General features: G+C 59.7%; 15 protein-coding genes and 2 pseudogenes. 6 read left to right on the top strand and 11 right to left on the bottom strand.

Annotation, left to right across the window (positions count from 1 at the left end; translation table 11 throughout):
* Positions 1 to 361: 361 nt before the first annotated feature.
* Entirely contained in the window at positions 362 to 2257 is a 1896-nt protein-coding gene (locus BFE01S_RS33035) for an FAD-binding monooxygenase (RefSeq protein WP_028229172.1), read from the top strand.
* A 20-nt stretch (positions 2258 to 2277) separates the two neighbouring features.
* Positions 2278 to 2721 (top strand): MarR family winged helix-turn-helix transcriptional regulator, encoded by a 444-nt coding sequence (locus BFE01S_RS33030; protein ID WP_028229171.1) that lies wholly within the window; start codon positions 2278 to 2280, stop codon positions 2719 to 2721.
* A gap of 145 nt (positions 2722 to 2866) precedes the next feature.
* Here BFE01S_RS33030 and BFE01S_RS44815 read toward each other — a convergent pair.
* The 9 genes and pseudogenes from BFE01S_RS44815 to BFE01S_RS41185 form a co-directional block, all read right to left on the bottom strand.
* A pseudogene (locus BFE01S_RS44815) lies at positions 2867 to 3241 on the bottom strand (transposase); the annotation flags it as partial.
* Positions 3242 to 3312: 71 nt separating this feature from the next.
* A pseudogene (locus tag BFE01S_RS46115) lies at positions 3313 to 3482 on the bottom strand (IS3-like element ISBcen22 family transposase); the annotation flags it as partial.
* A 344-nt stretch (positions 3483 to 3826) separates the two neighbouring features.
* Entirely contained in the window at positions 3827 to 5101 is a 1275-nt protein-coding gene (locus BFE01S_RS33015; RefSeq protein WP_281177421.1) for an FAD-dependent oxidoreductase, read from the bottom strand.
* A gap of 35 nt (positions 5102 to 5136) precedes the next feature.
* Positions 5137 to 6300 carry a porin gene (locus BFE01S_RS33010; protein WP_028229169.1) on the bottom strand — a complete coding sequence of 388 codons (1164 nt, stop codon included), beginning with the start codon at positions 6298 to 6300 and terminating at the stop codon, positions 5137 to 5139.
* A gap of 111 nt (positions 6301 to 6411) precedes the next feature.
* A complete protein-coding gene (locus BFE01S_RS33005; RefSeq protein ID WP_028229168.1) occupies positions 6412 to 7197 on the bottom strand; it encodes an SDR family NAD(P)-dependent oxidoreductase in 786 nt (261 codons plus the stop codon).
* Between the two features lie 72 nt (positions 7198 to 7269).
* Positions 7270 to 8496 carry an MFS transporter gene (locus tag BFE01S_RS33000; RefSeq protein ID WP_218002930.1) on the bottom strand — a complete coding sequence of 409 codons (1227 nt, stop codon included), beginning with the start codon at positions 8494 to 8496 and terminating at the stop codon, positions 7270 to 7272.
* A 43-nt stretch (positions 8497 to 8539) separates the two neighbouring features.
* Positions 8540 to 9508 (bottom strand): PDR/VanB family oxidoreductase, encoded by a 969-nt coding sequence (locus tag BFE01S_RS32995; protein WP_028229166.1) that lies wholly within the window; start codon positions 9506 to 9508, stop codon positions 8540 to 8542.
* 3 nt (positions 9509 to 9511) lie between these two features.
* Positions 9512 to 10012, bottom strand: coding sequence for an aromatic-ring-hydroxylating dioxygenase subunit beta (locus BFE01S_RS32990; RefSeq protein WP_028229165.1), 501 nt, complete (start codon positions 10010 to 10012; stop codon positions 9512 to 9514).
* Positions 10012 to 11454 carry an aromatic ring-hydroxylating oxygenase subunit alpha gene (locus BFE01S_RS41185; protein WP_218002929.1) on the bottom strand — a complete coding sequence of 481 codons (1443 nt, stop codon included), beginning with the start codon at positions 11452 to 11454 and terminating at the stop codon, positions 10012 to 10014. The genes BFE01S_RS32990 and BFE01S_RS41185 overlap by 1 nt, the downstream gene beginning before the upstream one ends.
* Positions 11455 to 11624: 170 nt before the next feature.
* Here BFE01S_RS41185 and BFE01S_RS32980 point away from each other — a divergent pair, with 170 nt between their 5' ends.
* Positions 11625 to 12563, top strand: a complete 939-nt coding sequence (locus BFE01S_RS32980; protein WP_028229164.1) for a LysR family transcriptional regulator — start codon at positions 11625 to 11627, stop codon at positions 12561 to 12563.
* A gap of 1234 nt (positions 12564 to 13797) precedes the next feature.
* Here BFE01S_RS32980 and BFE01S_RS42150 read toward each other — a convergent pair.
* Entirely contained in the window at positions 13798 to 14277 is a 480-nt protein-coding gene (locus tag BFE01S_RS42150) for a hypothetical protein (RefSeq protein WP_156967245.1), read from the bottom strand.
* 4 nt (positions 14278 to 14281) lie between these two features.
* Here BFE01S_RS42150 and BFE01S_RS32965 point away from each other — a divergent pair, with 4 nt between their 5' ends.
* From BFE01S_RS32965 to BFE01S_RS41170, 3 genes are all read left to right on the top strand, one after another.
* Complete coding sequence (locus BFE01S_RS32965; protein WP_245621257.1) at positions 14282 to 15247, top strand: SDR family oxidoreductase; 966 nt, start codon at positions 14282 to 14284, stop codon at positions 15245 to 15247.
* 50 nt (positions 15248 to 15297) lie between these two features.
* Entirely contained in the window at positions 15298 to 16182 is an 885-nt protein-coding gene (locus BFE01S_RS42145) for a helix-turn-helix transcriptional regulator (protein WP_052421058.1), read from the top strand.
* A 157-nt stretch (positions 16183 to 16339) separates the two neighbouring features.
* The gene (locus tag BFE01S_RS41170; RefSeq protein WP_084170346.1) at positions 16340 to 17041 is read left to right on the top strand and encodes an alpha/beta fold hydrolase; all 702 of its coding nucleotides are present in this window, start codon (positions 16340 to 16342) and stop codon (positions 17039 to 17041) included.
* 384 nt (positions 17042 to 17425) lie between these two features.
* Here the strand turns inward: BFE01S_RS41170 and BFE01S_RS32950 are convergent, their stop codons facing one another.
* Complete coding sequence (locus BFE01S_RS32950) at positions 17426 to 17977, bottom strand: recombinase family protein (protein WP_028229162.1); 552 nt, start codon at positions 17975 to 17977, stop codon at positions 17426 to 17428.
* Between the last annotated feature and the right edge of the window lie 108 nt (positions 17978 to 18085).

Genomic DNA, 18085 nt, shown 5'->3' with positions numbered 1-18085 from the left:
CAGGTTAGCACAGGGAGCTTGACGCTCGCGTTGTTCATCCACAGTCGCGGCCCGTTCAATTTGGTGCGCCGTAGCGAGTACCGTCTTACGCTCGCGGCATTCGACGACGACTAGCCAGAGGAGCCCGCGGATTTTTCGCCGCGATGCGTGCGCCCAAACGCGCAAAACCTGCGCCGGAAGCCCAGGGCAAGCTGCAATCTGGACGAAAGGGACGTGCGTCGAAGGAAACGCAAAAGGCAGCGGGTTAAAGCGGTCTCCGGAACCAGGGTAAACATCCACTACTGCACGAGATACTTCCGAATGGTTGGCATACGGAGTATATTCGCCGTGAAGGAATGATTCCAGAACGGAGGAGAACATCATGCAGTTTCATCTGAACGGTTTCCGTGTTGGCGACCCGACGATCGAGCCGGCAGCCGGGAGCACGCACTGCGCCGAAATGCCCGACACGGTCGACGTGCTGATCGCCGGAAGCGGCCCGGCGGGACTCGTGCTCGCGGCCCAACTGTCGCAATTCCCGTCGATCAGCACGCGTATCGTCGAGCGTCGCGGCGGTCCGTTGCAGATGGGACAGGCCGATGGCGTCGCATGCCGTACTGTGGAGATGTTCAATGCGTTCGGTCTCGGCGATCGCCTGCTGAGCGAAGCGTACTGGGTCAACGAGACCGTATTCTGGCGCCCCGATGCACAAAACCGCGGTGCGATCAGTCGTACGGGTCGTGTTCAGGACACCGAATCAGGTCTCTCGGAATTTCCGCACGTTATCGTCAATCAGGCACGCATACAGGACTATTTGCTCGATGTGATGCGCCGCTCCGCGCGGCGGTTCGAACCGGACTACGGTCTCGAAGTGGTCGATGTCCAGCGCGACGATAGCGGCGAGTATCCGGTGCGCGTCACGTTGCGGCGCACCGACCCAACGCGGCCGGACGAAAATGTGACCGTGCGTGCACGCTATGTCGTCGGCTGTGACGGCGCTCGCAGCCACGTGCGCAGCGCAATCGGCCAATCGCTGCGCGGCGATGCGGCCAATCATGCGTGGGGCGTCATGGACGCGCTTGCCGTTACCGACTTTCCGGACATCCGCCTGAAAGCGGCGATTCAGTCCGCAAGCAAGGGCAATCTGCTCATCATTCCGCGCGAAGGCGGATACCTCGTGCGCTTCTACGTCGACCTCGGCGAGGTCACGCCCGAGAATCGCGACAGCCTCAAACAGGCCACGGTCGAGCGCATCATCGAGACAGCGCAGCAAATCCTGCACCCTTACTCGCTCGACGTGAAGGAGGTCGCGTGGTTCTCGGTCTATGAGGTGGGGCAGCGGCTTACCGACCGGTTCGACGACGCCCTCGCGGCAGATGGCACGTCTCGCGAGCCTCGCGTTTTCATCGCGGGCGACGCGTGCCATACACATAGTGCGAAGGCCGGCCAGGGCATGAACGTCTCCATGCAGGACGGATTCAATCTCGGCTGGAAACTCGGCGCCGTTCTTGAGGGCCGCAGTGGCGTCGAGTTGTTGCGTACGTATTCGGATGAGCGCCAGCCCATTGCGCAAGAGCTGATCGATTTCGACAAGGAATGGTCGGCGATGATGGCGGCTCCGCCGAAGGACCCCAGCCGCCCCGATGCGGGCGGCGTCGACCCCGCGGAACTGCAGTCGTACTTTGTCCAGGCGGGCCGGTATACGGCGGGCGTCGCCACGCGTTATCGGACTGGCACGCTCACCGGCGAAGCGACGCATCAGTCGCTCGCCAAAGGTTTCTTGATCGGCACACGTTTTCACTCGTCGCCGGTCGTTCGCGTCGCGGACGCGAAGCCCTTCCATCTCGGGCATGCAGCCCGCGCGGACGGCCGCTGGCGCCTGTACGCTTTCGCAGACGCGTCGCACCACGCATTGAATGCGCTCTGCGAATACCTCGCCACGTCGCCCGATTCCATACTGCGGCAAACGACGCCCGAGGATGCCGACGTGGACAGCGTTTTCGATTTGCGCGCGGTATTGCAGAACCCGCATCGAGAAGTCCGTCTCGAAGACCTGCACCCGCTCCTGCTGCCGCGCAAGGGGCGCTATGGCCTCATCGACTACGAAAAGGCATTTACGAGCAACGCGACGACTGATATCTTCGACGAGCGCGGCATTAACCGCGAGCGAGGCGCACTCGTCGTGGTGCGTCCGGACCAATATGTCGCCCACGTTCTTCCGCTGGATGCCTACGCGGAACTAAGCGCTTTCTTCCGGCCGATATTCCGCAGGCTTTAACCCACCCCGAAACCTGAAAATTGCCCAATAAACCTGAAGACGCCGGCGCGCTCTCAAAATTTACCGGCAGCCTGGTGCGCCGCGCCCAACAGCGCCACGCGGCGGTCTGGCTCAGTGAGGTTTCCTCGGAGATCACGAGCGTGCAGTACGCGGCGCTCGAAGTCCTGCAGGAGACGCCCGGCGTCAATCAGCGGCAACTCGGGGAGAAACTCGATGTCGACCGCTCGACGGTCGCCGATCTCGTCGCACGGATGGTGCGCAACGGCCTGATCGAGCGCGCCGACGACCCCGACGACAAGCGCAGTTACGTGCTGTTTCTCACGAGCACCGGCAAGAAGCGGCTTGTGACCTTACGCCCGCATGTCGAGGAGGTCGAGCGCATTCTCACGGCACGCCTGACTCAGCAGGAATGCAAGGAGTTGCGCCGCCTGCTTTCCGCGTTATTGGTGCGGGGAGCGGAGTAACAACGCCGGTAATCCGGGCTGACCGGGTGCGTAGATTGTCAGTTGTTTCGGTATGCAGAATTTTCCGCTCGGGCGGCAACAGCCCGGAGCGACTCCAGCCGCACTTCCCGGTCTCGACGACGTCGCCGACGGCAGCTTCGCCTGTGTAGCACGACCGCGATACGTCGAATACCGCGCAGATCAGTTCGACCGACTCGCTTGCGCCAATTTGATCAATTATTTCGTACGTTCGATGCCTTCCGACATCAAGAGCGCGGTAGCTTTTTTAAAATGGTTTTCTCACGCTCGAGGCGTTCGATACGCGCCTTGAGTTCCTGAATATGCTGTTGAGCCGGCGATTGCCTTCCCCTGTGGCGTGACGCCCTGGCGTTCCAGCTGCAGTTGCTGCACCCAGCGACGCAGCACCGTCTCGCCAAACCGACCGAGCGGCTTGCCTCCATATGGCTATAGCCCTGATCGAGCACCAGACAGGCGGCTTGCTGTTTGAACTCCGGGAAAACGTACGTCGTTGCTTGCTCATCAGACCCCTCTTTATGGCGACCATTCTCGCCTAATTTAGTGTCCGGATTCTGTAGACCACTGCAAGATAGGGAATCGGGAGGCCCGGTGCTGCGCCCCAGCCGGTTCAGAACCGAGACAGCATCCTTTACGCGCAGGTGCGCATCCACTTCGATGGCGAGCACTTCACGGCCAGGGACGCCGACGACGGTCAAGGCGCGCAAGCGGCTCCCGTCGGCCAATTGATCAGCGACGAAGGGGATGTGGACAAAATCCGGGATCCCCTACCCAGGCGCTGAAGCGAAACACCGACTTACCCAAGGACCTAAAGAGGCAACTGTCGGTCATCGACGGTTTGTCCGCATCGCCACGATTGCAGGCAATACGGGGCTTTTGTCGCGCACGTCTCATAGACGTCGATTTGCGTTCATTCCATCTCATGAGAACCTGGTCAGGTCGTCCGGTCTGCATAACTCGTGCGGCCATCAGGTGGTCCGCCTGTTTGGTGCGGCCTATTCGCCTTCGTCTTCGTTCAACCCGACAAGCCAAATTTATAGCGGGTTGGGCTGGCTGGCGCCGAACAAGGCGCCCGCCTCGTGCTGCCTTCCTAGAGGTCACTTGCCGCGACAATCGCACCCTGCACTCGCAACTGCGTCCTGACCGCTTGCGCGTCAACGACACCGTGGTGGGCGAGATGCGCGGCCGCAACACCAGCGGCCTGCCCCGTCGCGAACGCCGTGCCCATCACCCGCACGCTTGCTCCGGCTTGCCTGTCACCGTCGGTGGTACGGCCGGCCGCGAACAGATTTGGTGTGTCCACGCTCATCAGGCATGTCAACGGAATATCGTAGGCGCCGTCCGCCGGCGGCATCTCGAAGCTGCTTGCGAAGGTTTCCCGGTCATGCCATTCGACGCCCCACGTGCCGACTGCAATCGAGTCTTCCGCACGCCGACCCGCCATGACATCAGCCCATTTGAGTTGACCAATGCTATTGATATGCCGACTCTCGCGAGTGCCAAAATCCGGGCCGGTACTCGCCAGAAACGCACGTTCCCATCCCGGCAATGAGCGTAGTACCTCGAGGTATTGCCACGCCTGCTCGCGCCCACTCGCCTCCGCCTTCGAAAGGCTCACGGCGTCCCGCGGATCGTAATCAGCTGACGCGAGATAGGCAACGATATCGCCGGAAAGCGGAAGGCGAGCGATAACGCTTTGATCCTTGGTCAGCTTACGTGCGAGATTGCGTGAATCGTCGCTGAGAGCGCGGCAAATCGCGCCGTGGACGCTTGCCGCGCTGATATCCGCGTTCGCGGCAACGCCGCTAAAGCGCGTCCCCAAGGTCCCCAGATTGACAGCCCCAGCGTTCCCATATCGCGTTGATGCTCCGGCAAACGCGGCGAGATCGCAATCGCCGCTCGCGTCAATGAAAGTCTTCGCGTCGACCCAATGCTCTCCAGAATGATCTGCAATCCTGATTCTCCTGATACAGCCGCCATCCCGCTCAGCCCCGGTCATGAGAGCGTGCAACAGAACGTCAACCCCGGCGTCCCGGCATATCCGGTCCAGCACCAGCTTGACTGCTTCCGGATCGAAGATCATAAAAACTCCACGATGACGTTGAGGCGGTGTAATGGCACCCATCGCCTGTAGTGCGCCGATTACTGTTTCCGCCACGCCTCGCACTGCCACGCGCGGCTGTTCCTGCAATGTGTAGATGCCGCAGTAAGTCAACACATTGCGCATGGTTGAAGCCCCTCCCAGGCATCCGGCCGCCTCGACGAGAAGAACGCGCCCACCTGCCTGCGCGGCTCCTACCGCGGCGCTAACTCCAGCTGATCCGCCACCGACAACGACTACGTCATACCCACCCGAAATATTCACGACTTCTCCTTTCGAAATTCCTGCACCTGCGCGATCTAGAACGAATGCCGCACGCCGACTCGCACCCCGATGTCGTTGGGCGACGTCGAAGCAGTCTGACCATAGAGATTGGCTACGGCAGGCTTGCCGGTAGAGTCAATACCTGAAGCACGCTGATACACCGCGATGGCGTAGACATAAGTCATCTTCGAGAGGAGATATTGCACGCTGCTGTTTGCCTGCCAGTAGTGAGAGTTTTCCCCTTCCGTGTAATCGGCACCGGCGCCGAGGAGCAACGCAGGTGTCAACTGATATAGAAAGTTGAATTCCGCGTTACGCAGAAAATGAGTGCCCGCCAACGGTGTTGTCGCAGTCGGCACAACGTCTGCGTAACGCGTATCCGACACGATCAACCCGATAGATGCCTGGCCAAGCGCATAGCCTAACGAGACCGCACCCACACTATAGGATTTAGCGGACGCATATCCGGAATACATCCGGTTGGACAGAGGATTACTGAAACTTCCTCCAGCAACGGCGCTCGCGCTGCTGTCCCACAACGTCACGGCGGGATTATCGACGTGCGAATAGGCAGCCGCGAAGGAGAAGTTACCTTGTGTCCCCTTCACGCCTACTTCGTAAATGCTGTTGGCCGCGAACGAGCCTGCCGTACCTCCCGGCGCATAAATAACGCCAAATGTCGTTCCAGCTAAAATGGGCGTCTCGAATTTGAGCGCATTGCTGATCGGATAGGTGCCATAGATGTTATCGGCGTCTCCTGCGTGGGACATCAGCCCACCGCCGAATCGCACGCTTGCTGCATTCGGATTCAGGTACGTCACGATCAGATCGTAAGTCCTGCCGAGCTGAATGGTGCCATACGGGCTGGACAGGCCGACAAACGCCTGGCGCCCGAAGAGCCGCCCGTTGTTACCAAGCTGGCCACTGTTGATGTCAAAACCGTTCTCCATCCTGAAAAATGCCGAAACTCCCCCACCCAGATCCTCGGTGCCAACGAATCCCCATTTTGAAGAGCCGCGTCCGCCCGACGACATTGCGATTGAAGAATGTCCTCCGCGATTGCTCACATAGGTGAGGCTGTCGTCCGCCACCCCATAAAGCGTAACCGAGCTTTGCGCCATGACGCCATGCGAAGCGGCGAATGCCGTGACCGCCGCAGCAGTCCTGAAGCGCAAAGTTCCCATGAAAATTGACCGCATATCCGTCTCCTTAATTAGTTATCCGTATTATATTAATTGCGCCCCCGTCTTATTTGGGACGATGTGTGTGTAATGTAGTATGGACTCCTGCTGTAGTTTTTTAGTGCATCTTCAGTGAATTACCTGACCGCCGTCGACTACCAGCATGTGTCCCACCACCGCTGCCGCGGCTGGCGAGGCCAGATAAATAACACCTCCGACAAGTTCCGCGGGATCGAGTCGCCGTGCCAACGGCACTCGCCTCTCCATGTCGAGGCGGATTGATTCCGGGGTGCGCCCAAGGCGGACATCGACCTCGAGCTTGTATTCGGTTTCCACCGGACCGGGCGCGATCGAGTTGACGTTGATGCCGAGCGGAATCCATTCAAGCGCGAGCGAACGGGTCAGGCTCGCAACGCCCCCCTTGCTCGCAATGTACGGAGCGCCATCCGGCAACGCTATGAGTGCGTGCGTCGACGCCACGTTGATGATGCGCCCGCCACCCTGTGTCGCCATCAGCCGTGCGGCCGCCTGAGCGCAGAAAAACTGTCCCCTCAGATTGAGATCGAGGATGCGATCCCATTCCTCTTCGGTGACGTCAAGGGCAGCACAGGCTATGCCTGTCCCGGCATTGTTGACGAGGATGTCGAGGTGCCCGAGATCAGTAACGATGCGCTCGAATACCGATGGGATACTGCGCGTAGCCGTCACGTCCAGATGGTAGGTACGCGCAGTGCCGCCGCCAGACTCGATCTGCGCCTGCACATCGCGCATGCGACCGTCCATATCAGGCCGGTCGGTTATGGCGACCGTTGCGCCTGCCTGAGCCAGGCCAATCGCCAACGCCTTGCCGATTCCTTGCGCGGCGCCTGTGACTACAGCCACCTTCCCGCTTAAATCAAAGCCGTCGAACGTCATGTATCGTTTTCTCCCGTTATTTAGCGTCAGAGCCAAGTATCGAACTCGCCGCGTTCTTTTTCGCCCGGCACGTCAGAGTCGAGGCGTTTCCCTGACCAAAAGCATCAGACATGTGCCTGCAAGCGGGCCGGCCGCCAGCGTGACAAAGGCCGCGACGAACGAGTGGCTCGCTCCATACACGGCGCCGACGGCGAGCGGCACAGCCAGATTGCCGAGTTGCCAGAAAGCGTTGGTGATCCCGGTAACCGATCCGATCGCTGCTGCGCCAGCCGCCTCGGCGACCATTGCTGCCATCAGCGGCGAATAGGCGAACGCGGCCACTCCGAGCAACGGCGCCGCCACAAGGAAGGCCCGTGCGCTGTGCAGACCGCCGAACACGAGGAGCATGACCGCAAAGCTCGCCAGACAGATGATCACCAGCGTCTTGCGTCGGCCACCGAGCCAGTCTGACAACAGACCGATTGCCGGCTTGGCAACGATTGCACCAGTTCCGAACATCGCCGTCACGAATCCAGCCAGCACCGGGTCCAGCCCGCGGCCCTTAATCATCAATACGTTGACCCAAAACGCGAAACCCCACGTCCCCCACATCGCGCCAAAACCAGCGAGGGATAGCAACACGAGATCACGATTGCGCCAGACCAGCGCCAGGTTCGACTTCGCATTGGCGGAACCAGCCGCTGCAGGGGCGTCGCGCAGGACAAGCCCGCACAGCAGGGCAATCAGCATGGTGCAGACGCCCAGCGTCTGATAGACGCCCGCCCAACCAATCCGGTTCGCAAGCGTTGGCACAGTCCCATTGGTCACCACCACCGCCAGAGACGACGCGGTGATCAGGATTCCCATGGCCCGTCCGCGCAGCCTGAACTCGAACCAGGTCGCGGTTAGCTTGACGCAGGCAGAATAGTCGGCGCCTGCTGCAAGCCCCATCAGCACCTGTAGCGCGAGGCCGTATGGAACCGACGTCGTATAGCCGAACAGAAAGGTACCGATGCCCAGCGGCAGCATCGCGAGCGTCAGCATGCGGCTCGGCCCGACCTTGTCGGCGCCTATCCCCGCAAGTACATTCGACAGCACATAACCAACATAGAACGCCGTCACGAATATGCCGAGGCTCGCCACCGGTAGTCCCAGCGAATGACCAACTCCCGCAGCAAGGCTTGCCCATGTCAACCGGTCGACGAATGCCATCAGCAATGCTGCCCATGCGACCGCGAGAATCGCCCAACGCCTGCGCGATCCCGTGGTGCTGTACGCCATATGCGTTGGCGTACCGGTTGCAAGCTTCGTATCCTGCATAACGGGTGTCTCCTTTAGTTTTATGTGTCGCAACTCTTCGGCTCTACAGATCGAGCACGAGCAGGTCTGTCTTCGACCTGGAACAGCAGGGTGTGAACCGATCGTTCATTGCGTGCTCTTCGGGCGTCATGAACACGTCCCGATGATCCGGCTCGCCATGCAACACGCGCGTCAGGCACGTGCCGCAGGCACCCTGCTGGCACGCAACCGGAATCACGAAGCCCGCATCTGCCAGCGTATCAACCGCGGAGCGTCCGGCAGGCACGCGAACCGTCTGTCCGGAACTCGCGATCACCACGTCGAACGAAGTCTCGGACCCGACATCGGCCGATGCTGCCGCGAACCGTTCAAAATGGATGTGGCTGCCTTTCCAGCCGCAAGCCGTCGCAATGTTCAATACCGCATCCAGAAATCCATTAGGACCACAAACATATAGATGCGTGCCGTCTTCTGGCTGTGACAGCAGTGCGGCCATATCCAGCCGCTGTTGCGGCAAACCGTCGTCAAAATGAATCTGCACCCGTTCGGCATAGGCGCTGCTGCGAATTCGATCCCGAAACGCGGTTCTTTCTACGGAGCGAGTGCAGTAATGCATGGCAAAATCCTCGCCGCGCCGCGATAACTCCTCCGCCATGCAAAGGATTGGCGTGACACCGATACCGCCTGCGAGAAGCAGGCTACGGGACGCGTCGTCTGCAAGCGCGAAAAGATTTCGAGGAAGGCCAATGCGGACGATGTCCGTTTCACGCACATTTTCGTGAACGGAGCGCGATCCGCCCCGGCCCGCCCGGTCATTCAACACTCCGATCAAATAGCGATGACGTTCCTGCGGAGAGTTACAGAGGGAGTATTGACGGATATACCCACCGGGCAACTCCACGTCGATATGCGCGCCCGCGGAAAACTCCGGCAACATGCCACCGTCAGGGTCGACAAGTTCCAGCGTGACGATATCGGCGGTTTCAGCGCTCTTGCGCGCGACTCGCACGGACAACCATTGATCGCTCGTCATGGCCTAGAGATTATAAAAATCGACGACTGTTGGAATCACATCGTTCAGAAGCACGATTTTCTTGCGGCTTATCACCCATCCGTCTGCGGCGGCCATCAGGCTATACTCGTAACGCCCGGAATGACACAGCAGCTTCGAAACTCGCGGGTCATATTCGTGTACCGTCCAGCTCGCCGTACCCGACATCGTGCTGGAAGTGACTTCGTCGACAAGTACATTGCTGGTGTGGTGCACCGTGCGCGGCAGCGGCATCGCGGTAACCGATTTGCGCGACCGAAGCCGCACCACGCGCTCTTCGAGACCCGAACGCGTGGGGTGATAAATCAACGACACCTCGCGTCGGATATCGCTCACGAGTTCATGTTCGCTTCGCCATGCCGGAACCCAGTACTCGCAATCGGGTGCATACAACGATAGCCACGCATCCCAATTTTGCTGGTCGAGGTGCAAACCCTCGAGCGCGAGGACGCGCGCGGCAATGTGTTGGCTTTCAATAGGGTTCATCAGGGCTTCTCACACGGTTGGCTGGCGACCGGGATGACTTTGTTGTTCGCCCGCTGACGTTCAAGTCCGCGCGCAATCAGACGGCGCCATTCGCGATAGCCACCCTGCATGCAGGTTTCGTCACCAAAGGTTACCGGTCCGTATGCCCAGCTTTCCGGCGATATCCCCAGTTCACGCGCGAACGGATCGGCCTGCGCGACGGGCTCCCCCAGGCCACGCACGTAGCCTTGCGTATGGCCGGCTTCACTCGCTTCATATCCGGCCTGCACGTACTCGTACATCAGGTTGTCGTCCGATGACCCGAGACCCGTTGGATTGAAGAAGTCCTCATAGTTGCGGATGCGCATCTCGCGAGCCGCTTCGCCCTCTCCGACAGGCGCCAGACAATGGGACACCATCTCCGTCCTGTCAGGTGCGAGTGGCCGCCAGGTTCGAAGCTGCTGGGAACTGATGTCGACGATTTGCAGATTCGGATAGATCGTCAGGTTGCGTTGCCGAAGCATCCACTTCGCCTTCGTCTCGCCTACGCGCGCGCGGATCTCTTCCAAAGCGCCCGGATCGTTGGCCAGCGGTCGGACATGAACGCGGCCCTGTTTGCGAATTGCGTACATCAGTGCGTGGCCTCTTTCGAAGCCGTAGCTGCCCGCGGCCTCCTCGGTAGCCGCGTCTTCGTATGTCCTCGGCTGGTCGACCGCTCCGGTCTTCAGTCTATGCTGCGTCACATCCATATAAGATGCGTGAGTCGTCGCGAAATGGTAATAGTCGAGACCATTCTCAAACTGCAGTTTCCAGTTCGCGTCAAAGGTATAGGTCACACCGCCTGGTACGTATTCGACGCCTTGCGGGCTCTGGTCAACAACGAGATCGAGAATGGCCTTGGCTTCGCCGAGATGTTCCTGTAGAGACGGAACATCGGCCGACAGGCTTCCAAAGATGAAACCGCGATAGCTTTCGAGCTTCGCGATTGGCGTAAGTCCGTGGTCTTCTTTGGCAAATGCAGCGGGATACTGTCCGTCCTTCGACTGTGCTACGCCTGAATTGCGACCGTCGCTGCCATAGGTCCAGCCGTGATAGCGGCACACGTGCACGCGCTGGTTGCCACTGCGATACGGGCAAACCACCGCGCCGCGATGCTTGCAGGTGTTATAAAAAGCGCCGAGCTTGCCATTCGCATCGCGCATGAGGATCACCGGCTGTCGGCCCATCACGAGGGTGGTGAAGTCGTGCGGTTTCGGGATCTGGCTTTCGAGGCCGATGAACAGCCAGGTACTCTCGAATATGTGAAGGACTTCAGCCTCGAAAATGTCCCGATCGGTAAATACCTTGCGACTAACGCGAAAGATTCCTTCCGCAACCCGGTCGTCGACCAGTGCGTCGAGATCATAGGGGAAGTCGGCTGACCGGTAGTCGCCTGCGGACGCGTCGTTTGTGGGCGTCATCATATCTCCTTGATTTTTCGTAATATTTTAAATACGAACGGGCGCACCCATTCGTCTTCCATTTCGCCTGGTTCAGCGGAAATGGCGTAATAGGGGTATTTAACGATCGAAATAGATGAAATACAATACACTGATTTTCGCGAAGATCTTTCTCAAATCGAGTAAGGTGATTAATGGACGCACTCTTGTGTTTGCGGGCTTTTCTTCTGGTGGCCGAGTCAGGCAGTTTCTCGGAGGCGGCGCGGCGCGCCAGTGTCGCCACCTCGGTCATCAAGAAGCGTGTGGATCAGTTGGAGGACCATACGCGCCTCGCGCTCTTCAGCCGTACCACGCGCAGCATTACGCTGACGGACGCAGGGCGGCGGCACTGGCAGGCAATTCAGCGTGCGGTTCGCGAGATGGAAGACGTGCTGGAAGCGGTACACAAACGCCCGCTGCGTGTCCATGGCCACCTCAAAATCAAGGCACCGACGACGCTGACCGCGCTTTATCTCGGCGATATGCTGAATCGTTTTCTCGAACTCAACCCTGGTATCACGCTCGAACTGGTCGTGCTCGACAGGCCCGTCAACCCCGCAATGGAGGGCTTCGACGTTGCCATCGGCCTCGCACCCGGCTCCTACAGCGGAGTGACCGAGATCGGGCTTTGCGAGTCTCGCCGTCTCGTAGTCGCGACACCTGCGTACCTTGAATCTCGCGGCCGACCGATCACGCCGCTCGACCTTCATGCACACGATCTGCTGAACTTTGAGCCGAGTGGACGTTCATGGTCGTTCGAGGGCCCGGCCGGGCCGATGCTCGTCGACGTCGAACCGCGGCTGACCTCGAATGATGGCCAACAGTTGCTGCGCGCAGTAATGCGGGGCATGGGGATCACGCGGCTCTCCTCATACATCGTCGCGGAAGCGATCGAGGGGGGGCTGCTGCAGACAGTGCTCGATGAATATCGGATTCCGAATTTCTGGATTCGGCTGTTGCTACCGGACTCCAAAACCAAACTGGAACCCGTTCAAGCACTTGTTGCATTTCTGAAGGCGGAATTTTCGCCCCACCCCCCCTGGATGAACGCTGCCCACGACAGCGGTAACGCGCCGCACCCTGACGCGGCCTGAGAGTCGCTCGTGCATTGAACAAGGCCCGTCGAACCCGTAGACGAGTTGTTGTTGATTTAAACAGCCGCGATGCGTCGAGCCGATGCACAGCGGCCCATCGGTTTAGCCCCTCCACCGGATAGGCGGACATCTGCTTTTTCCGCGCGATTTCGAGCAGCCGCGTGACGAGCCCGAACCTGGTCCCGTCGTGTACCGACGGCGGCAACCGGACGACCAGCGCGCGAACGCCGGATCGGACGAGATCCAATGCCGCCTTTTCGGATGGCACCCTGGAGCCGCCTGCCGCGTCGGGATCGGCGACATCGGTTTCCTGCGCTGCTTTCCCCGGCGTCATGGCCATTGCCGGAAAGGCGACGGCCAGCGCGCCCTTTCTTGCACCGAGTGCACCGCCGAACGTCTCGATGGCACGTTGCTCCCCTTCGACAGCCGCCGTCGCGAATCGCTTGACGATGTGAGTCGGGCGCCCACCGAACAGCTTGCGAAAGCCCGTGAAGGCGGTGTGAATAACGCCATCTGCAGCCGCAGCCGCCCGGCCCAGGATTTCCAGATCCTCGATTGTCCCGTGACAGGCCTTTGCGCCCAGGGCCTCAAGTGAAGCAATGGCATCGGTTACTACTCCGGGGAAGTTGCACCGCAAATCCGGAATGCATTGAAAGGCCCGGATGACCGATATTGCCTAAACTATCTGAGCGAGTGCACTTCCGGAAAGTTGCGCTTGCCCGCGAGCGCGAAACAGCAGCCAGATACCATGCACTGCTCACCGACTCTCTTCCGCCCAGGTCGGTAAGCTCGTCGAAAAATGCGCAAACGGGAATCGTGTGAAACGTCGCCCAGCAGTTGACCGGCAACGACGGTGCGCTCATGCGAAGCGTGGCTGCACACGTTACAGCACTGGAACAAATGCAACGACGGTTTGTCGCGTCAATGGATACGGCCGCGGCGGAAGTCGACGTTGCGGCGAAAAAGACCGCAGCATTCATACGCCGACCGGTACCTCATATCGCGCTTCTGTCGATTGCGACTGTCGTGCTCTACGCAACTGCTACGTTCGGTTTCGCAGCTTTCTGAAGCACCTGTCAGCCGCCTGCCGAAATTCCAGCATCAGGATGCGTGCACACCGCTCAGCGCACTGTCCATCCATGGGCTGACTGACGCTCGGAAAATATTTTCCAGTCTCCGCCTCGCACGGCGTGATTGTTCCCACAGCAGCTAACAGTTCGTCCACGTCCAATAGCTAGGCGGACTCGTGGTTGTCCCGCCATTGATCGAGATAGGCCATGACCGCCCGCAAAGCTTCGTTCCGAATCACGGTATCGATGCGGCCTTCCTGTAAGTAGCCAAGCTTCAGGCAGGCAAAACCGATTTCAACAGCAAGCGCCGCAACATCCGGAGACAGAGGCAACGCCGGAAGTTCGCCGAATCGCGCGGCCGCCTCGCGGAGCAGACGTCCGATCGACGCGTTCTTGGTGGCGTGGGCGGCACGGTCTGTATCGCTGAAAGAACCGTTGGTCAGGAAGATATTTCGGCGGCAGTGAGCGCGATTACCGTGCCGACCCTTGTGATTGCGGGCGAACTGGATCGGGTCGACAGCGTATCGACGCTGGAGGCCGAGGTGCTCGCCCGCATTCCTCATGCGGTCATGCGCGTGCTCCGCGGCACCGGGCATTTGTCGCCACTTGAATCCCCACGCGACATAGCGGAGTTGCTGGATCAATTTCTTGCATCGCTGGCGCCGGAAGCGGCAACGCTTAACGGCAGGTAAGGCGGCGGCACACGCCGCTCTTTGCATCATGCCTGTTTCGCCGGCGTCGCAGGCGTTTCGGCAATCGGGCAGTTGTTGTTTGTCGTTATCCCATCCCTATATTCAGGAACGATCCGCAATGTCCAAGACTATCCTCATCACGGGTGCCGGCTCCGGGTTCGGCGAAGCGGCCGCAATCGGTCTCGCGCGCAACGGTCACAACGTCATTGCCACCGTGCAATGCTCGCCCCAGGTCACGCCGCTGCGCGAAAAAGCCAGGGCGCTCGGACTCGCCAACCTGCGGGTCGAGAAACTCGATCTGTTCGATTCGCACGATATGGCTTTTGCCGGGAGCTGGGATATCGACGTCCTCTGGAACAATGCCGGCATGGGCGAAGGCGGCCCGGTCTTCGAGATCCCGCTCGACCTGGTTCGCCACAACTACGAGGTCAACGTTTTCCTGCCGCTCACCCTCACACAAAGCTTTGTCAAAAAGTGGATCGCGCAGAAGAAGCCGGCGAAGATCGTTTTCACGTCGTCGATGAGCGGGCTGTTTTCCCCCGCGAACTGGGGCGTATACGCGTCGACCAAGCATGCGCTGGAATCGATTGCCGAAGCGCTGCAGCAGGAATTGTCCGGGTACGGCATCAAGGTTCAGACCATCAACCCCGGCGCCTTTTACACGGGCTTTAACGAAACCATGGCCGACACGGCATTCCGGTGGCTCGACGACGCAAAAAACATCACGCGGCGCGCCGACCTGCGTGCGCAGTTCGACGAGGCGTTGGCTTCGCCGCTCGGGCACCTCGACGCCCAGGAAATGATCGATCGCATGATCGAGATCGTGCCCGCCGACGCGGGGAAGTTCCGCAACGTCGTGCCCACGGCGGTCGAAGAGATGCTGAAGGTCCAACAGCTCGCGGCGTGGGACAACCGGATCTGACTTTCGCGGGACCCGGCCGGCTCCGCGCCCCATAGACGAGACGGAAAAGCATGAACCACTCCATTTCGGTTCGACAGGGCGCGCGGATCGTTCCGATCGTCCCGCATATCGCAAGACGGCATCCCGATCTGGCTATACGGGGATGGCATGTGGAATACCACGCGATTGAAGCGACGGACTTCCCTGAACGCGAGCTTCTACAACACAATCTCTTTCTCTATACCGGTCCGGCTGCGCGAGCGGAAATTAAAAGCCCCGAGTTCTCCGGGCTGAGATGGATGCGTCCCGGTTCTCTCTGGGTCATGCCCCAGGGAAGCCGGCATGCCGTCCGTTTTGAAAGCGCGGTGGAGGGAGTGGCGCTGGCATTTGATCAAGTCCAGCTTGACACTCTGGTGCTGTCCGCAGGCGGCAAACATTCCGTTCCGATCGTTCAGTCTCTGGCGGCATGTCCACCGAAAATCGAGCATCTGATGCGCGCGTTGGGACACGAAAGTCATCAACCCAGCGCACCGGGCAACGTCGCCCTGGAATATATCGCTACGGCAATCGTTCTGGCGCTGAGTCAACATGCGGGGGCTACCGCGATATCATCAAAGGCCGGTCCCCGGCTTGCGCCACGGCAGATTCGTGCTATCCAGTCCTACATTGACGAACGACTCGGTCAGCCCATCGTATTGTCCGATCTGGCTGACGCCGCCGGACTGAGTCCCTTTCACTTTCTTCGCGCATTCAAAGGTAGCCTGGGCGTGACGCCCGGGCAGTATCTTCTTGATTGCCGAATGAAGCGAGCGAGGCTGCTGCTCAAGAACGGCAACCTGAGCGTTACCGAAGTCGGTATCCGTGTCGGCTTCGACGATTTAAGCCACTTCTCACGCGCGTTCCGCCGGGCGGTGGGAACCGCGCCGCTGATGTTCCGGAAAAACTGTCGAGAATAAGCAAGGAACGTCAAATCGCCGCAATTTGAGGTAACGGCGATTCCGGATAATTCCAGCAAAATCGACGCAGCCGCCATGTCGAATCTCGCTTAATTACCGCGGGTTTCCGCGGCTCAAGACTCGTCCTTTTCTGCTGCTTCCCCGGAGAGAAACACTCATGGCACAAACCGTCCCGGTAAAGAACATCGTCCTGATCCACGGCGCTTTTGCCGATGGATCGAGCTGGTCCAAAGTCATCCCGCTGCTGCAAGCCAAGGGCTATCAGGTGACTTCCGTTGGCAACCCGCTCACCTCCTTCGAAGACGACGTTGCCGCAACCCGGCGGGCTATCGCTATACAGAATGGCCCGGTTATCCTCGTCGGCCATTCTTACGGCGGTGTTGTCATCACGGAAGCAGGCAATGACCCGAAAGTCGTCGGGCTCGTCTATGCCGCGGCTTTTGCGCCCGACGCGGGACAGTCGATCGGAGAGATCGCCCAAGGCTTCCCGAAGCCTCCGGGACTGGATCACCTCGAACCGCTGGCCGACGGCTTTCTGCGCCTGTCGATGGAAGGCATCGAAAGCGGACTGGCGCAGGATTTAAGCACGGAAGAAAAAGCCCTTCTCGCCGCGGTTCAACCCCAGACGGCAGCCTCCATCTTCGGGGCGCGGCCGACCCAGGCGGCATGGCATAACAAGCCTTCGTGGTACATCGTGGCGGCGAACGACCATATGATCGCGCCGGAGCACGAAGCCAGCATGGCCCGCCAGATCAAGGCAACGACAACCACCGTGCCTTCGAGCCACGTCGTCATGCTTTCTCATCCGCGGGAAGTGGCGCAAGTCATCGAGGATGCCGCGACGGCGAGCAGTCGGTAAGCCGCGTAAAACAAGCTTTCCCGAGAAGACTTTTACCGTCAAAGACGGTAAAAGTCTGAATAGTGAACGAGAATGTCTTAATCCGGCCTCGATTTTTACCGTCAGCTCTACCGCCAACTTTTTTTGCTGGCCGGCGATAGCCACCGATAGGTGCCGCGACGTATTTACTTGAAAATCAATACGTTACGGAAGTGTCTCGATAGCTGGCGATAGTCCTCGAAGGACGTAAATTCACTTTACCCGATCTCTGCATCGTCGGTGTTGCCAGAAGCGTTAGAGCCGAAGTCCGCCGTTCCTCTCCCGGTGTCGCAATCGCGCAACACCGGACGCATTTCCCCGCGCAGTCAAACTGGACCTGACTGCCAATAAGGACGCCCCGGGGCCTTACGCTCCTGCCGCTTTCAGCCGCAGCATCGTTCGGGGATGAACCTTGAACTGGTCTGCTACCTCGGCGGCCGACTGGTAACGAAGCAGTTCAAGTGCCTGCGACCGCTGCGCCGGCGAAAGCGTCCGGCGTCGACCCAGCTTGCTTCCCCTGGCACGCGCCGCCGCCAGGCCTGCGCGGGTTCGCTCACTGATCAGGTTCCGTTCAAACTCTGCAAGCGCGGCCATCATGTGGAAGATAAGGACGCCACCGGACGAACTCGTATTGATGGATTCGTTCAACGAGACGAATTCGATGCCCCGCCTTTCAAGGCGGCCAATCAGATCCACCAGTTTGCTCAGCGACCTTCCGAGCCTGTCCAGTCGCCACACGACAAGCGTATCCCCTTTCTCTGCTGCAGCCAGCGCAGCATCCAGGCCACGCCGGCAGAACTCAGTGCCTGATACCCCGTGGTCAGTGAAGAACTCGTTGCACCCCGCCGCGCGCAACGCGTCGAGTTGCAGTGCAAGGCTTTGTTCGTGAGTTGAAACGCGTGCATAACCGATTTTCATAATGTTTTCCGGGAAAGGATGGTCTCCGCCTAACTGGTGGCGAATGAAGCGGCATGTTGTTTTGTTCCCCCGGCAATGCCGACACCACCCAGTTGACAAAAACGGTCC

Source organism: Paraburkholderia ferrariae NBRC 106233, assembly GCF_000685035.1.
Taxonomy (GTDB): domain Bacteria; phylum Pseudomonadota; class Gammaproteobacteria; order Burkholderiales; family Burkholderiaceae; genus Paraburkholderia; species Paraburkholderia ferrariae.
This window is presented reverse-complemented; position numbering and strand designations above follow the sequence as displayed.

Bases quoted from the DNA above. Each gene is read 5' to 3' on its own strand.
- BFE01S_RS42145 (WP_052421058.1), top strand. From the start codon at position 15,298: ATGAACCACTCCATTTCGGTTCGACAGGGCGCGCGGATCGTTCCGATC.
- BFE01S_RS41170 (WP_084170346.1), top strand. From the start codon at position 16,340: ATGGCACAAACCGTCCCGGTAAAGAACATCGTCCTGATCCACGGCGCT.
- BFE01S_RS33005 (WP_028229168.1), bottom strand. From the start codon at position 7,197: ATGACGTTCGACGGCTTTGATTTAAGCGGGAAGGTGGCTGTAGTCACA.
- BFE01S_RS33000 (WP_218002930.1), bottom strand. From the start codon at position 8,496: ATGCAGGATACGAAGCTTGCAACCGGTACGCCAACGCATATGGCGTAC.
- BFE01S_RS32980 (WP_028229164.1), top strand. From the start codon at position 11,625: ATGGACGCACTCTTGTGTTTGCGGGCTTTTCTTCTGGTGGCCGAGTCA.
- BFE01S_RS32990 (WP_028229165.1), bottom strand. From the start codon at position 10,012: ATGAACCCTATTGAAAGCCAACACATTGCCGCGCGCGTCCTCGCGCTC.
- BFE01S_RS33010 (WP_028229169.1), bottom strand. From the start codon at position 6,300: ATGCGGTCAATTTTCATGGGAACTTTGCGCTTCAGGACTGCTGCGGCG.
- BFE01S_RS32950 (WP_028229162.1), bottom strand. From the start codon at position 17,977: ATGAAAATCGGTTATGCACGCGTTTCAACTCACGAACAAAGCCTTGCA.
- BFE01S_RS33035 (WP_028229172.1), top strand. From the start codon at position 362: ATGCAGTTTCATCTGAACGGTTTCCGTGTTGGCGACCCGACGATCGAG.
- BFE01S_RS32995 (WP_028229166.1), bottom strand. From the start codon at position 9,508: ATGACGAGCGATCAATGGTTGTCCGTGCGAGTCGCGCGCAAGAGCGCT.
- BFE01S_RS41185 (WP_218002929.1), bottom strand. From the start codon at position 11,454: ATGATGACGCCCACAAACGACGCGTCCGCAGGCGACTACCGGTCAGCC.